This is a genomic window from Paraburkholderia sp. EG286A, assembly GCF_040965375.1.
Lineage (GTDB): Bacteria > Pseudomonadota > Gammaproteobacteria > Burkholderiales > Burkholderiaceae > Paraburkholderia.
In genome coordinates this window covers 804,320-818,489 of sequence record NZ_JBFRCB010000001.1, presented here as the reverse complement: position 1 = coordinate 818,489, position 14,170 = coordinate 804,320, and the positions used below count along the sequence as shown (strand labels likewise).

Annotated in this window: 13 protein-coding genes; 6 read left to right on the top strand and 7 right to left on the bottom strand. The window is 64.9% G+C overall.

All coding sequences use genetic code 11. The annotated features are described in order from the left end of the window. Nucleotide 1: 1 nt before the first annotated feature. Complete coding sequence (locus AB4Y35_RS03695) at nt 2-1,237, bottom strand: transposase (RefSeq protein WP_368688237.1); 1,236 nt, start codon at nt 1,235-1,237, stop codon at nt 2-4. A gap of 737 nt (nt 1,238-1,974) precedes the next feature. Here AB4Y35_RS03695 and AB4Y35_RS03690 point away from each other — a divergent pair. Together AB4Y35_RS03690 and AB4Y35_RS03685 are read left to right on the top strand one after the other, a co-directional pair. Beyond that, nucleotides 1,975-2,406 (top strand): DUF2501 domain-containing protein, encoded by a 432-nt coding sequence (locus tag AB4Y35_RS03690; RefSeq protein ID WP_368703842.1) that lies wholly within the window; start codon nt 1,975-1,977, stop codon nt 2,404-2,406. Nucleotides 2,407-2,499: 93 nt separating this feature from the next. Continuing rightward, on the top strand, nt 2,500-3,036 hold the full coding sequence (locus tag AB4Y35_RS03685; RefSeq protein ID WP_368703362.1) for a hypothetical protein: 537 nt from the start codon (nt 2,500-2,502) through the stop codon (nt 3,034-3,036). 4 nt (nt 3,037-3,040) lie between these two features. Here AB4Y35_RS03685 and AB4Y35_RS03680 read toward each other — a convergent pair whose 3' ends face one another. Next, nucleotides 3,041-3,643, bottom strand: coding sequence for a DUF4337 domain-containing protein (locus tag AB4Y35_RS03680; protein WP_069266055.1), 603 nt, complete (start codon nt 3,641-3,643; stop codon nt 3,041-3,043). A gap of 365 nt (nt 3,644-4,008) precedes the next feature. On the opposite strand from AB4Y35_RS03680, the gene AB4Y35_RS03675 reads away from it, so the two are divergent. Further along, complete coding sequence (locus tag AB4Y35_RS03675) at nt 4,009-5,220, top strand: helix-turn-helix transcriptional regulator (protein WP_368703361.1); 1,212 nt, start codon at nt 4,009-4,011, stop codon at nt 5,218-5,220. Between the two features lie 96 nt (nt 5,221-5,316). Here the strand turns inward: AB4Y35_RS03675 and AB4Y35_RS03670 are convergent, their stop codons facing one another. The 5 genes from AB4Y35_RS03670 to AB4Y35_RS03650 form a co-directional block, all read right to left on the bottom strand. Further along, complete coding sequence (locus AB4Y35_RS03670; RefSeq protein ID WP_028203114.1) at nt 5,317-6,018, bottom strand: ABC transporter ATP-binding protein; 702 nt, start codon at nt 6,016-6,018, stop codon at nt 5,317-5,319. Then, nucleotides 6,018-6,788 carry a high-affinity branched-chain amino acid ABC transporter ATP-binding protein LivG gene (gene livG / locus AB4Y35_RS03665; RefSeq protein ID WP_368703360.1) on the bottom strand — a complete coding sequence of 257 codons (771 nt, stop codon included), beginning with the start codon at nt 6,786-6,788 and terminating at the stop codon, nt 6,018-6,020. The genes AB4Y35_RS03670 and livG overlap by 1 nt, the downstream gene beginning before the upstream one ends. Beyond that, entirely contained in the window at nt 6,785-8,056 is a 1,272-nt protein-coding gene (locus AB4Y35_RS03660; protein WP_368703359.1) for a high-affinity branched-chain amino acid ABC transporter permease LivM, read from the bottom strand. The genes livG and AB4Y35_RS03660 overlap by 4 nt, the downstream gene beginning before the upstream one ends. 7 nt (nt 8,057-8,063) lie before the next feature. Continuing rightward, a complete protein-coding gene (livH, locus tag AB4Y35_RS03655; RefSeq protein ID WP_069266061.1) occupies nt 8,064-8,990 on the bottom strand; it encodes a high-affinity branched-chain amino acid ABC transporter permease LivH in 927 nt (308 codons plus the stop codon). 136 nt (nt 8,991-9,126) lie between these two features. After that, a complete protein-coding gene (locus AB4Y35_RS03650; RefSeq protein WP_368703841.1) occupies nt 9,127-10,242 on the bottom strand; it encodes a branched-chain amino acid ABC transporter substrate-binding protein in 1,116 nt (371 codons plus the stop codon). A 1,014-nt stretch (nt 10,243-11,256) separates the two neighbouring features. On the opposite strand from AB4Y35_RS03650, the gene AB4Y35_RS03645 reads away from it, so the two are divergent. The 3 genes from AB4Y35_RS03645 to AB4Y35_RS03635 all read left to right on the top strand — a co-directional run bounded on the left by AB4Y35_RS03645 (nt 11,257) and on the right by AB4Y35_RS03635 (nt 14,100). Beyond that, nucleotides 11,257-12,246 carry an ABC transporter substrate-binding protein gene (locus tag AB4Y35_RS03645; protein ID WP_324155443.1) on the top strand — a complete coding sequence of 330 codons (990 nt, stop codon included), beginning with the start codon at nt 11,257-11,259 and terminating at the stop codon, nt 12,244-12,246. Nucleotides 12,247-12,407: 161 nt separating this feature from the next. After that, the gene (locus AB4Y35_RS03640; protein WP_368703358.1) at nt 12,408-13,304 is read left to right on the top strand and encodes an ABC transporter permease; all 897 of its coding nucleotides are present in this window, start codon (nt 12,408-12,410) and stop codon (nt 13,302-13,304) included. A 1-nt stretch (nt 13,305) separates the two neighbouring features. Beyond that, entirely contained in the window at nt 13,306-14,100 is a 795-nt protein-coding gene (locus tag AB4Y35_RS03635; protein ID WP_368703357.1) for an ABC transporter ATP-binding protein, read from the top strand. Nucleotides 14,101-14,170: the final 70 nt, after the last annotated feature.

Genomic DNA, 14,170 nt, shown 5'->3' with positions numbered 1-14,170 from the left:
ATCAGCGCGAAAGCGTGCGGTAGCGCGTTCCGGTGGTGCCGACGGTGCGTCGCTCGGCAGTGCCGGACGACGACGTATTGGCATCGCGCGCTTCACTGCCCGTGAGCAGTGCGCCCGTAGCCGTGTAACGCTGTACCGGCGCTGGCAGCGGCGCGAGCCGCACGCTGCCCGGCACGGCGGCAGGCAATGCGCGTGCGGCGGCGGCATTGGACGGATCGCCGCGCGTCACGCCTGGCGCCTGGATGGGCGCGTGCGGTGCGGCACCGGGCAACGCCGTTTGCGAAGCGCTCTGTGCAGCGCCCTTCGACGCGGCATGCTTGGCGAGAGGCGAACCCGGCCACGTAGCGCCGGACGCGGACTCGGCCATGCCTTCGCGATCGAGCCATTCACGCGCCCAGTCGAAGGCGAAATTGCGTGCCGATTCGCGATCCTGGAACGGCGGCCCGATCAGGCCCGAGCGCTCGATGCGCTTGCCGTCCTTGAGGATTTCCACGGCGCCGCGGAACATGCGGTTGCGCACGGGCTGCACGGTGAGGCTCATCGTGTAGCCGCGCCATTCCGCGACCTGCACCACGCCGCCCGCCGGGTGCGCGCTGCGATGCGACGCGTCGCGCGGCATCGCGCGGGTCGCAACGGGCTTGCTCACGCGGGAAGGCGAGAACGGTGCGAACGGCCCATCGCTCTGCGAACGCGTCGCACTCGCAACCGTCGTTGCACTCGTTGCGGCCGACACGACAGGCGCGTCGATCGAAACGGGCAATGCCGGTTCGCCGCCCGCGAGCTGACGCATCATGCTTTCCATGGGATCGGCAAGCGGCGCGTCGGCGAGCGCAGCGGGCGCCTGCCAGGCTTCGGGGCTCTTCCAGAACACGGCCGGCTGGCCATCGTCCTCGGCGACTTCCTCGACTGCGACTGCAACGGGTTGCGCATCGGCCTGCGCCGGCTGCGGCACATAAACGAACTTGCGGCCGCGCTGCGAGAGCAGCTCGACCAGTTCGATCAGCGTGCCGCTGCCGTGCCATTCCTCGAAACGACGACGGCAGGTAGGCCCGGACGGATAACGCGCGGGCAAGCGCGACCACGACTCACCGGTGGTGAGAATCCAGAGGACGGCATTGGCCACGACGCGCGGCTCGGCACGAGGGCGGCCGCGCCGGTTGAGTCTGATTGGAGGTTCATCTGACACGAGCGAAGACACCTGCATCCACTCGTCGTCGCTCAGTTCTTCGAAATTCATGCTGTTCTCCACGCAGCCGGACCGGGGCTGCAGTGACGGAGCACTGGCTTGCGGATCTTGTTGCCCGCGTTGGCTAGCTCGGTTGCACCATATGCTTGTATGACGTGTTCATTTGCGTCGCGATGCGCACTCTGGCAGTGCGTTCTTTCACTGTATTGACGCAATACACGTGGTCTCACTCGTGCAAGGGAGAATTTGTGCAGGAAGCATACCACCTGAAACCAGCCGATGAGGAGGGCCGTAATAAGTGTTACGGTTAGAAACAATCTCCACCTTGAATAGCCGCGAAGATCGCCGAAAAAGGCCTGAAAACGCAGTGTTTTACAGCGTAGATACACTTGTAACAGGTTCAATCGTTGCGTAGCCGGCACACGCCGTGTGCCCTCACAATTCCGAACGCATGCATACCACTTAAGACACATCCGCCCCGGCGGATGCCAGGTTTGCTCCTGCAGCGCTATCGTTGTGCCCGCAACAAATGACATGGCGATGAAATCATCAGACGCATCATGAAACCTTCACGCGAGACCCGGCGGTCGCACTTCGCACCGGTTGCACCGCCGCTAACCGAACGCTCGTGCGGCGTCACGTAGCGAAGCCGGGTAAACGAATCCGTCTATAGTAAGGGCGCACTGAACCACCACGGAGATTCGTGTATGCAAACCTCTGTTCCGGGCGTCGCAACGCCGGGCGTCGCCACGCCGCGCGTCGCCACGCCCCGCATCGCCACGGCGTTGATGGTCACCCTGACCGTGGGGCTGCTCGCCCCCTGGGGCGCCGCACAGGCGCAGCTCGGCAACCTGCTCAACCAGGGCGGCAGCAACAGCGGTTCGGCACAGGGCGCGCTCGGCAATCTGGGCGGCCTCGGCAACTCGCTTTCGGCGCCCTCGCTTACCTCGAACAGTCTCGGCAATGTCACCGGCGTGCTGCAGTACTGCATCAAGAACAATTACCTGAACGCCGACGCCGCGAGCAACGTGAAGGACTCGCTGCTCGGCAAGCTGCCCGGCGGCGCGAACACGACGGATAGCGGCTATACGCAGGGCACGAGCGGCATCCTCACGGCCGGCAACGGACAGAAACTCGACCTCACGGGCGGCGGCCTCAAGGAGGAGGCCACGAAGCAGGTCTGCGACAAGATCCTGAGCCAGGCGAAGTCGATGCTCTAGCCGCCCCGATCCGGTATGCAGATGTGCGCGGGCGCACCGCCCGCGCAATTTATGTGCCGTAAGCTTTGAACACGAACGAAGTCCGGCTGTCGAATGGAATCAACCGGTCTTCTCCCGGCATTGCTGCTCGTAGCCATGACCAAGCGCCACACTCCCGTGATACTCGCGTTCCCGGCCAGCACGCTGCGGAACGCGCTGAGCGGCCTTGCCGCTTTTGCCGCCCTGCTGGTCCCGGTGGCCGCGCATGCGCAATCCACGCAATCCGCCGCGCACGACCAGCAGTTCGACTGCAAGTCCGATCCCCACACGTTCATTTCGTCGCTGATTGACGAAAAATCCATCGATCCCGAGCCGAGCCGCGTGGAAGCGAATTCGGTGAACGCGTTCAGCCCGGTGCGCGGCACCCGCCTGAGCGCGTTCGGCTTCCCCATCTACGTGGTGCTCGGCTACGACCGCGACGACACGCTCTTCAAGCGCGGCGCCGGCAAGGAGATCACCTCGCCGCTCTACGGCGTGGTCGTGTCCGCGCCCGCGGAGAAGGTGCGCTCGCGTGTGCGCGAAGCCAACAGCGACGCGACCGTGCAATCGGTCGTGCCGCTGCTGCTCACGGCGATCGTGTGCGGCGGGTGAGCGCTCAGCCGCCGAAGAACGCCAACGCGCCCAGCCCCACCCCGACGATGGCAACGCCCACCGACGTATTGAGCAGCCAGCGCCGCCGCGTGAGCAGCGTAATCGCCGTGAGCGCGATCGAGATCTGGATGAGCGTCGTGGCCTGAGCCCAGCGATGATGGCCGTGCAGCACGTGCTCGCTCAGCGCATCGTCCTGCTCGACGATTTTTTCGAGCGCCTCCGCCTTGGCGCGGATCGGCTCCTTCTGCTGGCGATAGCGGTCGGCGTCGGCGGCGAAGCGCTTCTGCGCGGCGTCCGAATTCGGCGCGAGCGCCGAGAGTTGCGCGCCCAGCTCCGCGAGATTCTGCTTCTCGCCCTTCGCCTGATAGTAGGCCCATTGATTCGCGGCTTCGGTCTTGCGGATCGCCGCTTCGTTCTTGTAATAGAGCGCCTGGTTCTCGCTGTTGCCGCTCTGATAGGCAAAGATCGCTCCAATCGAAGCGAGGATGGCCGTCATCACCGCCATGCGGCCCGGGAACGGATCGCCCTCGCCGTGCCCGCCATGGCCCGCCGCGGCGTGTTCGACCGCGTGGTCGTGCGGCCCATGCACTTCGTACTCTTCAGACATCCAAAGACTCTCCGCTATCTCTGACTTTTACTGGCGCGCACCGCCTTTTCCCCGTGCGGCGCGCCTGTTTGGACGCTCAATTATCGTGAGCGCGGCGCGCTTGTCCAGTACCCGGAATGCATCGGGTGTAACGAAACCCGAAATCTCTCCCGACGAAAGCGAATCGTAGGTTTTATCGTCTATTCATTCAGAATAGGTAACTCGGGATGTTGCAGTGCATCCCCTCCCGCCTGCCGTTTGCAAACGTGGATTTGCGCCCTGAGCGCCCCCTCGCGTCGCTGCAGTGCCACATGGCCCTATATGCAACCTCGCGCGGCCTGCCCTGAGGCCTTCTGCCGTTAATAAATTTCAGCCCGGAGACCATCATGGGGCCCACCACGGCCGCACACGCCGCGGCTATCGATACTGTGGCACACAGCGCGCGCGAGCGGTACGGCGAGCCGGATGATACCGGCGGCCTGATCGACGCGATCTACGATGCCGGCTTCGACGCGCAACGCTGGCCCGATGTGTGCGCGCGCATTGCGCAACGCATCGGTGCGCAACACGTCAATCTCACCATGCTGCCGCCCGAAAGCACGTTCTCGCTCGCCGAGTGGGACGGCATCGACGCTTCGTTTGCCCAATCGTACGCGCAGCACTACGGCAGCTTCGATCCGCTCGTGCCGCAGGTGCGCCGCTGGGCCGCCGGCACGCTCGTCACCGACACGATGATCCACCCGCAGGGGAGTCTGCAACGCAGCGCCTTCGTGCAGGAGTGGGTGCGCCCGCAGCGCTTCTACACGGTGGCCTTCGCGAACGTGCTGCGCGAAGGCGATATGGCCGCCGTACTCGGCGCGCTGCGCCATGAAACGCGCTTCTATAGCGAGGACGAACTGGACGCGCTGCGCACGCTGCTGCCGCATCTGCGCAATGCCTTGCGCGTGCAGCGGCACACGGCCCGCACGCTCGCCTCGCGCGATCAAAGCGCGAATGCCCCTGCGGACGCACTCGACGCGCTCGCGCATGGCGTGCTGATCGTCGACGCCGACGCGCACATCGTGTTCGCGAATCGCGCCGCCTCGGCGCAGCTCGCCCGCGCAAACGGGTTGCGCACCGAACACGCCGCACTCAGCGCCACCACGGCTGCCGCCACCCAGCAGTTGCGCTCGCTGATCGCGCGAGCGGCCGGGCGCGACGTGCGCGGGCGCAGCGGCGGCGCAATGCTGATCGCCCGCCAGCCGCCCGACGAGCCGCTGCACGCGCTCGTTTCGCCGCTAGGCGAGCACCGTCACGCCGACTACTGCGCCCACGGCGCGCGCGCCGGCACGGCCATGCTCATCGTGATCGATCCGCAATCGTCGCGGCGCGGCGTGGAAACGCGCCTGATCGCGCTGTTCGGCCTCACGCCCGCGGAAGCACGGGTGGCCTGCGAGGTCGGCAAGGGCCTCAACCCGAAAGACGTGGCCGAAGCGCTGCAGGTGCTGCCCTCGACGGTGCGCACGCATCTGCATCACGTGTTCGCGAAAACCACCACGCGCCGCCAGGCCGAGCTGATGCGCCTGATCGCGCAGCTTGCGATTGCACGCGGCGATTGATCCGACATTTCGTCGACGCAAAAAGAAGCGGCCCGCGCCTCCCGCGTTCGATGAACGTGGATGGCGCGGGCCGCAGTGCGGTCTTGTCCGCGACGATCAACCGCCCAGGTAGGCGCGCTTGATATTGTCGTTGGCGAGCAGATTGTCGGCGCTGTCGGCGAGCACCACGCGTCCGGTTTCGAGCACATAGCCGCGATCGGCCACATGCAGCGCCTTGTTCGCGTTCTGCTCGACGAGGAACACCGTCACGCCCTCTTCGCGAATCGTGCGGATGATGTCGAAGATCTGCGCGATCACGAGCGGCGCGAGGCCGAGCGTGGGCTCGTCGAGCAGCAGCAAACGCGGCTTGCTCATGAGCGCGCGGCCGATGGCGAGCATCTGCTGCTCGCCGCCCGACATCGTGCCCGCACGCTGCTTCGCACGCTGGTTCAGGCGCGGAAACAGCTTGAACACGTGCTCGATGCCCGCATCGATCTCGTGCTGCGAGGCGAAGAAGCCGCCCATCTGCAGATTTTCGAGCACCGTGAGGCTCGGGAATACGCGGCGGCCTTCCGGCGAAATCGCCATGCCCTTGCGCATGATTTCATGCGTGGGCATGCGCGTGATGTCCTCGCCTTCGAACGTCACTTTCCCTGCGGAAGCGCGCGGCGTGCCGCACACGGTCATCATGAGGGTGGTCTTGCCGGCGCCGTTGCTGCCGATCAGCGTGACGATCTCGCCCTTGTTCACTTCGATCGACACGCCCGCCAGCGCTTCCACCGCGCCGTAGTGGGTATGGACCTTTTCCAGCTTCAGCATCAGTCCTCTCCGAGATAGGCCTTGATCACGCGCGGGTCGTTGCGCACTTCGTCGGGTTTGCCGATCATGATCGGCTTGCCGTGCTCCATCACCAGGATGCGGTCCGACACGCCCATCACGAGGCTCATGTCGTGTTCGATCAGGAGTACGGAAATTCCGAACTCGTTGCGCAGGCCATCGACCATCTGCTGCAGCTCGACCTTTTCCTGCGGGTTCAGGCCCGCCGCGGGTTCGTCGAGCATCAACAGACGCGGATCGGTGATCATGCAGCGCGCGATTTCGAGCCGGCGCTGATGGCCGTACGAGAGCGTGCCCGCCTCGCGGTTCGCGACCGGCTTCAGGCCCACGCGCTCGAGCCAGTACGCGGCGCGCTCGAGCGCGGCGCGCTCGGCGCGGCGATAGGCGGGCGTCGCGAACAGGCCGCTCAGCATGTTGCGGTTGACCTTCAGGTGCTGGGCGACCATGAGGTTTTCCAGCACCGTCAGCTGCTTGAAGAGGCGAATATTCTGGAACGTGCGCACGAGGCCGCGGCGTGCGACCTGGTGGCTCGGCTGGCCGGTAATGGCGTGACCTTCGAGCACGACGTCGCCCGCGGTGGGCTTGTAGAAGCCGCCCACGCAGTTGAACACCGTGGTCTTGCCCGCGCCGTTCGGCCCGATGATCGCGAAGACTTCGTCCGGACGCACGTCGAAGTCGATGCCGTCCACGGCCAGCAGACCGCCGAAGCGCATCTGCAGGCCGGCTACTTTCAACAACGCTTGTGCGCTCATTGCGGCAACTCCACGTGCGGACGGCTCGCGGGCAACAGGCCCTGCGGACGCCACATCATCATCAGCACCATCACCAGACCGAAGATCAGCATGCGGTACTCGGCAAAGCCGCGCGCCACTTCGGGCAGCGCCGTGAGCAGGATCGCGGCGAGCACGACGCCCAGCTGCGAGCCCATGCCGCCCAGCACCACCACGGCGAGAATCAGCGCCGATTCGATGAAGGTGAACGACTCGGGCGTGACGAGCCCCTGGCGCGCCGCGAAGAACGCGCCAGCGAGACCCGCGAACGACGCGCCCAGCGTGAACGCCGAGAGCTTGATGCGCGTGGGGTTCAGACCCAGCGAGCGGCACGCGATCTCGTCTTCGCGCAGCGCTTCCCAGGCGCGGCCCATCGGCATGCGCAGCAGGCGGCTCGTGACGAACAGCGTGAACGCCACCAGCACGAGCGCGAGCAGGTACAGGAAGATCACCATGTGCTCGCCGCTGTACTCAATGCCGATCAGCTCGTTGAACGTCTTCGCGCCTTCCACGCTCGCGTGGCGGGCCATTTCGAAGCCGAACACAGTGGGCTTGGGAATGCTCGAGATGCCATCCGGGCCGCCCGTGATGCTCGTGAGATTGTTGAGCAGCACGCGGATGATCTCGCCGAAGCCGAGCGTGACGATGGCGAGATAGTCGCCGCGCAAGCGCAGCACCGGGAAGCCGAGCACGAAACCGAAGGTGGCCGCGGCGAGCGCGGCGAGCGGCAGGCATTCCCAGAACGTGAAGCCGAAGTACTGGTTGAGCAGCGCATACGTATAGCCGCCCACCGCATAGAAGCCCACGTAGCCGAGGTCGAGCAGACCCGCGAAACCCACCACGATATTGAGGCCGAGGCCGAGAATCACGTAGATGAGTGCGAGCGTCGCCACGTCGATCGCGCCGCGCGAACCGAGGAACGGGAACACCGCGCCGAACGCGAGCAGCACCCAGATCGCCACGCGCTGCTGGCGCGCGCCGAGCGCGGGGGCCCGGGGCAAGCGCACCTGACTCGTGGCGCGCACGAACATCGGCTTGACGAGCTGAAACACGAACACCACGGCAGCCGCGATCCACACCGGGCGCCAGTGCTGCTGCAGCACGACCTGATAGCCGTCCAGCGTGAGTTGCAGGCCGAGAATGGGGGCCGTGAGGATGATGGTCGCCACGGCGGCGGCGAGCGCGCCTTTCACCGTTTGCGACGAGGACGGGCCCTCTGCGGCCACGCGAACCGAAACAGTCTGACTCATTTCGACCTCACACCTTTTCGACGTCCGGCTTGCCGAGCAGGCCGGTGGGACGGAAGAGCAGCACGAGCACGAGCAGGCCGAAGGCCACGACGTCCTTGTACTCCGCAGGCATGTAGCCCGAGGCGAAGGTTTCGGCGAGGCCGAGCAGCACGCCGCCGAGCATCGCGCCCGGAATGCTGCCGATGCCGCCCAGCACTGCGGCCGTGAACGCCTTGATGCCCGCGATGAAGCCGATATACGGATTGAGCTTGCCGATCGTGAGGCCGATCAGCACGCCGCCCACCGCCGCGAGCATGGCGCCGAGCACGAAGGTGAACGAGATCACGCGGTTCGTGTCGATGCCGAGCAGGTTCGCCATCTTCATGTCTTCCGCGCAGGCGCGGCACGCGCGGCCCATGCGCGAGCGCGAGATGAAGAGCGTGAGCGCGATCATCAGCACGAGCGTCACGCCGACGATCAGCATGCGCGAGTACGGAACCGTCACTTCGAAGTTGCCGCCCATGTTGAAGTCGAGCGCGCCGGAAATGAGCATCGGCACGGACACGTCGCGCGCGCCCTGCCCGATCTGCACGTAGTTCTGCAGAAAGATCGACATGCCGATGGCGGAGATGAGCGGCACGAGGCGCGGCCCGCCGCGCAGCGGCCGGTACGCCACGCGCTCGACCGCGAAACCGTAGAGCCCGGTGACCACCACCGAGACGATGAGCGCCGCGCCCAGCACGAGCGGCAGCGGATAACCCGCCGAGGTGCCGATCGCCGTGAGCGTGACGAGGCCCACATAGGCGCCGATCATGTAGATCTCGCCGTGAGCGAAGTTGATCATGCCGATGATGCCGTAGACCATCGTGTAGCCGATGGCGATCAGCGCATAGATCGCACCCAGCGTGAGCCCGTTGACGAGCTGCTGGGTGAACTGAGGAAGAAAATCATTCATGCGTAAGCCCCGCGGCCGTGAAGCCGATGAGAGACCTTTGGAACCGTACCAACCCTTTTTTAGTTGCGCGCACAACCGCCATGAAAACGCCCCGCCACGAGGAAAGGCGGGGCGTTGGCAGCGTGCAGCGCCGGGATCAGTTCGCGGCGGTCTTGGTAGCGTCCTTGTGCCACGTGTAGACGACGAAGCGGAACGACTTCAGGTCGCCCTGTGCGTCGTATTCGACCTTGCCGATCGGCGTGTTGAACGCGTTCTTGTGCAGGTAGGCCGCGACCTTGGTCGGGTCCGTGCTCTTCGCGCCGGCAATGCCGTCGGCGATCACTTCGACTGCTGCGTACGACGGCATCTGGAACGGGCCATTGGCGTCGCGCTTCGCGTCGGCAAAGGCCTTCACGAGCCTGGCGTTGGCGGGGTCCGAGGCGAAGTCGGCCGGCAGCGTGACGAGCATGCCTTCCGAAGCCGGGCCGGCGATGGCCGTCACGTCCTTGTTGCCCACGCCTTCCGGACCCATGAACGTGGCCTTCACGCCCTGTTCACGCGACTGGCGCATGAGCAGGCCCATTTCCGGGTGGTAGCCGCCGAAGTAGACGAAGTCCACGCCCTGCGACTTGAGCTTCGTGACGACTGCCGAGTAGTCCGAATCGCCGGCGTTGATGCCTTCGAACACGACGACGGGGATGTGCGCCTTGTCGAGCGCGGCCTTGACCGAGGTGGCGATGCCCTGGCCGTACGACTGCTTGTCGTGCAGGATCGCGACCTTCTTCGGCTTGACCTTGTTGATGATGTAGGCGGCAGCAGCCGGACCTTGCTGGTCGTCGCGGCCGATGGTGCGGAAGATGAACTGGCGCTTCTTGCCTTCGGTCAGCTGCGGCGCGGTGGCCGACGGCGTGACCATCACGACGCCTTCGTTCTCGTAGATGTCCGAAGCGGGAATCGTCGAGCCCGAGCAGACGTGGCCGACCACGTACTGGATGTGCTGCGAAACGATCTTGTTGGCGACGGCGACAGCCTGCTTCGGCTCGCACGAGTCATCCATCAGGACGGCTTCGAGCTTGTTGCCGTTCACACCGCCGGCGGCGTTGATCTGCTCGATCGCAGTCAGCGCGCCCGCCTTGACCATGTCGCCGTACTGGGCGACCGGGCCGCTGAACGGGCCGGCAATGGCGATCTTCACGGTGTCGGCGTTTGCGCTTGCACCAAAGGCGAGCAGCGCGGCGGCCACGGAAACGGAGGTAAGGCGGGACAACAACATCATCAGGAGCTCCTCGATTGTTTTCGGGTCAACCGGTCAGACGGAATGACCTGCGCAAACGAACAGCGCCCCAATGAGTTTCAATGGGGAACAACCACGACGAGCACCAGAGAAAAAAGACGTGACGGGGCCCGGCGTGTATCAGCGCCCTGGTAGGCGGCTGAGTTCGGAGAGACTGCTGAGTTACAGACTCTGTTGCGCAAGCATTCCGCCTGCCCCGTTCGCTGCAATTCATACCGGAAAGGTGGACCGGCCTGAATCAGCGACCCGCGGATGCTATCAATAATCCCATTTCATCGCAACCAAGGGTTTTTTCGGATATCGAGTTGAGTTTTGACATCGGTCAATAGAGGGGCATGCTGGAAAGCGCTTGAAAACGCTCGGGAAAATGGCCTTTCAGGCCGGTGGCGGCCCCCTTCCCACGCCAGGATGACCGGCTGGCGCGGGTGTATGGAATGACTGGATTTCCTGATTTTAACGCGCTCTCGATCATTAATTTAATTACAGCGAAATCTGATCACTGAATCGCACCTTACGAGAAAATTCACTATTAATTTTTTATCGCAATAAAGGCGCTCACCACATTCTCCATGAACCGGGAATACCCTAAATGCAAAATGCGCCAAATCATTGATCCAAAAGGATAAATATTACGAAAACCTTAAAATTGAATATTTATGCAGATTGATCTGGCGCCATAAATTCCGCATCACTCCACTTTCCGCCCTCCAATCCGAAAACGCGAAAGCTCTCGCCGAAGCGCGGATTTTTCTCATAATCGAATCGAGTGATTTCGAATTAATCTGCGCGACACCGTGGCGCGCCCGCCTCACTGCCTCGGCACCGCGTTCCAGCCCCGCAAGGGACGGTGGTATCCTCGCTCCCTCGCCGCGCCCGCATGCACCACTACGGCGCATGCCGCGTGCTCTCGCGCCACGCGTGAAGCCGGCGACGCTGCACCGTGCAGATCCGAAAAAACCGCAAGAACCCAGCACTCGGGGGAGATCAAACAGAATGAAGACCTTCAAGCAGGCAGCCGCTGCCGCCACCCTTTCCCTGATCGCCGGCGCCGCCGCACTCGCGCTGACTTCGCCCGCCGCACGCGCCGCCGAAACCGCGACCGTGGAAGTGCTGTCGATCGTCGAGCACCCCGCGCTCGACGCGATCCGCGACGGCGTGCGCGACGAACTGAAGGCCGCGGGCTACGACGCCGGCAAGAACCTCAAGTGGGAATACCAGAGCGCGCAGGGCAACACGGGCACCGCCGCGCAGATCGCCCGCAAGTTCGTGGGCGACAACCCGAGCGCGATCGTGGCCATCGCAACGCCTTCGGCGCAAGCCGTTGTGGCCGCAACGAAGTCCGTGCCCGTGGTGTACTCGGGCGTGACCGATCCGGTGGCCGCGCAGCTCGTGAAGACGTGGACGCCCAGCGGCACGAACGTGACCGGCGTGTCCGACAAGCTGCCGCTCGACAAGCAGGTCGCGCTCATCAAGCGCGTCGTGCCCAACGCGAAGACCGTCGGCATGGTCTATAACCCCGGCGAAGCGAATTCGGTCGTCGTCGTGAAGGCGCTCAAGGAACTGCTCGCGCAACAGGGCATGACGCTCAAGGAAGCCGCCGCGCCGCGCACCGTGGACATCGGCCCCGCAGCGAAGAGCCTGATCGGCAAGGTTGACGTGATCTACACGAACACCGACAACAACGTCGTTTCGGCCTACGAAGCGCTCGTGAAGGTCGCCAACGACGCGAAGATCCCGCTCGTCGCCTCCGATACGGACAGCGTGAAGCGCGGCGCCATCGCGGCGCTCGGCATCGACTACAGCGACCTCGGCCATCAAACGGGCAAGGTCGTCGTGCGTATTCTCAAGGGCGAAAAGCCCGGCGCGATCGCCTCGGAAACCAGCAGCAAGCTGCAACTGTTCGTCAATCCGGCTGCCGCGCAAAAGCAGGGCGTGACGCTCTCCGCCGACCTGCTCAAGGACGCAACCACGGTCGTAAAGTAAGGCGCCGGCGTGGGCGCCAGCATGGCGCATCGCACGCAGTCACACTGCCAGGCCCGATAACGGCCACTTACGTACGCCACGGCGCGCCACCCCATCCGGGCGGTGCGCCGCGCGTCGACTCCGGCGCACCGCCGCCGCAGACCGCAACAGGATTCTTCCCCATGTCCCTCTACTCGCTTCTGGGCGCGCTCGAGATCGGCCTGATCTTCAGTCTCGTGGCCCTCGGGGTGCTGATCTCGTTTCGCATCCTCAACTTCCCCGACCTCACCGTCGACGGCAGCTTCCCGCTGGGCGGCGCCGTCGCCGCCACGCTGATCGCGGCCGGTCACGATCCGTTTCTCGCCACCGCCTGTGCGATCGTTGCGGGCGGCATCGCCGGCTTCATCACCGGCTGGCTCAACGTGCGCCTGAAGATCATGGATCTGCTCGCGAGCATCCTGATGATGATCGCGCTCTATTCGATCAACCTGCGCGTGATGGGCGCGCCGAACGTGCCGCTCATTTCCGAGTCGACGGTATTCACGCTCATCCAGCCCGCCTGGCTGCCCGACTACGTGCTGCGTCCGCTCGCGCTCCTCGTCGTCGTCGTGGCCGCGAAGTTCGGCGTGGACTGGTTCTTCTCGTCGCAATACGGCCTCGCGCTGCGCGCAACCGGCGCGAACCCGCGCATGGCGCGCGCACAGGGCATCGCCACGGGCCGCGCGACGCTCGCTGGCATGGCGCTCTCCAACGCGCTCGTCGCGTTGGCCGGCGCGCTCTTCGCGCAAACCCAGGGCGGCTCGGACATTTCGATGGGCATCGGCACCATCGTGATCGGGCTTGCGGCCGTGATCATCGGCGAGAGCATCCTGCCCGCGCGCCGGCTCATGCTCACGACGCTCGCCGCCGTGCTCGGCGCGATTCTCTATCGCTTCTTCATTGCGCTCGCGCTCAACAGCGACTTCATCGGCCTCAAGTCGCAGGACCTGAATCTCGTCACCGCCGTGCTCGTGACGATCGCGCTCGTGCTGCCCGCGACGCGCAAGAAGCTGTTTGGCCGCAAGAACGGGAGGGCATGAGATGCTCAGCGCCAAAGACCTCAAACTGACTTTCAACCCCGGCACGCCGATCGAAACACGCGCGCTGCGCGGCCTCACGCTCGAAATCCCGAGCGGCCAGTTCGTGGCCGTGATCGGCTCGAACGGCGCGGGCAAGTCCACCTTCCTCAACGCGATCAGCGGCGACCAGAGGGTGGACGGCGGCACGATCACCATCGACGGCCAGGACGTCACGAAGAAGCAGGCTTGGGACCGCGCGCATCTCGTCGCACGCGTGTTCCAGGACCCGATGGCCGGCACCTGCGAGGCGCTCACCATCGAAGAAAACATGGCGCTCGCGATGGCGCGCGGCAAGCGCCGCGGCTTCGGCCCCGCGCTCAAAAAACAGGATCGCGAACTGTTTCGCGCGAAGCTGCGCCTCCTGAATCTGGGCCTGGAAAATCGCCTGACCGATCGCATCGGCCTGCTTTCGGGCGGCCAGCGCCAGGCGGTGAGTCTGCTGATGGCGTCGCTGCAGCCTTCGCGCATCCTGCTGCTCGACGAGCACACGGCGGCGCTCGATCCGAAAACGGCCGCGTTCGTGCTGGAGCTGACCGCACGCATCGTGGAAGAGGCCAGGCTCACAACCATGATGGTCACGCATAGCATGCGCCAGGCGCTCGACTACGGCCAGCGCACGGTGATGCTGCACCAGGGGCAGGTGGTGCTCGACGTGTCGGGCGATGCGCGCCGCGGCCTCGACGTGCCGGACCTGCTGCGCATGTTCGAGCAGACCCGCCACGAGAAGCTCGACGACGACGCGCTGCTGCTGGGATAAGTGTCCGCGCGCAGCGTTAAAAAGCCCGCCCTTCGGTCGAAGCGGCGGGCTTTGGCTTTTCAGCGAAATT

What these genes read in the sequence shown, in the direction of transcription:
- AB4Y35_RS03695 (WP_368688237.1), bottom strand. Translation starts at nt 1,237, where the DNA reads ATGAATTTCGAAGAACTGAGCGACGACGAGTGGATGCAGGTGTCTTCG.
- AB4Y35_RS03690 (WP_368703842.1), top strand. Translation starts at nt 1,975, where the DNA reads ATGGTCACCCTGACCGTGGGGCTGCTCGCCCCCTGGGGCGCCGCACAG.
- AB4Y35_RS03685 (WP_368703362.1), top strand. Translation starts at nt 2,500, where the DNA reads ATGGAATCAACCGGTCTTCTCCCGGCATTGCTGCTCGTAGCCATGACC.
- AB4Y35_RS03680 (WP_069266055.1), bottom strand. Translation starts at nt 3,643, where the DNA reads ATGTCTGAAGAGTACGAAGTGCATGGGCCGCACGACCACGCGGTCGAA.
- AB4Y35_RS03675 (WP_368703361.1), top strand. Translation starts at nt 4,009, where the DNA reads ATGGGGCCCACCACGGCCGCACACGCCGCGGCTATCGATACTGTGGCA.
- AB4Y35_RS03670 (WP_028203114.1), bottom strand. Translation starts at nt 6,018, where the DNA reads ATGCTGAAGCTGGAAAAGGTCCATACCCACTACGGCGCGGTGGAAGCG.
- livG (WP_368703360.1), bottom strand. Translation starts at nt 6,788, where the DNA reads ATGAGCGCACAAGCGTTGTTGAAAGTAGCCGGCCTGCAGATGCGCTTC.
- AB4Y35_RS03660 (WP_368703359.1), bottom strand. Translation starts at nt 8,056, where the DNA reads ATGAGTCAGACTGTTTCGGTTCGCGTGGCCGCAGAGGGCCCGTCCTCG.
- livH (WP_069266061.1), bottom strand. Translation starts at nt 8,990, where the DNA reads ATGAATGATTTTCTTCCTCAGTTCACCCAGCAGCTCGTCAACGGGCTC.
- AB4Y35_RS03650 (WP_368703841.1), bottom strand. Translation starts at nt 10,242, where the DNA reads ATGTTGTTGTCCCGCCTTACCTCCGTTTCCGTGGCCGCCGCGCTGCTC.
- AB4Y35_RS03645 (WP_324155443.1), top strand. Translation starts at nt 11,257, where the DNA reads ATGAAGACCTTCAAGCAGGCAGCCGCTGCCGCCACCCTTTCCCTGATC.
- AB4Y35_RS03640 (WP_368703358.1), top strand. Translation starts at nt 12,408, where the DNA reads ATGTCCCTCTACTCGCTTCTGGGCGCGCTCGAGATCGGCCTGATCTTC.
- AB4Y35_RS03635 (WP_368703357.1), top strand. Translation starts at nt 13,306, where the DNA reads ATGCTCAGCGCCAAAGACCTCAAACTGACTTTCAACCCCGGCACGCCG.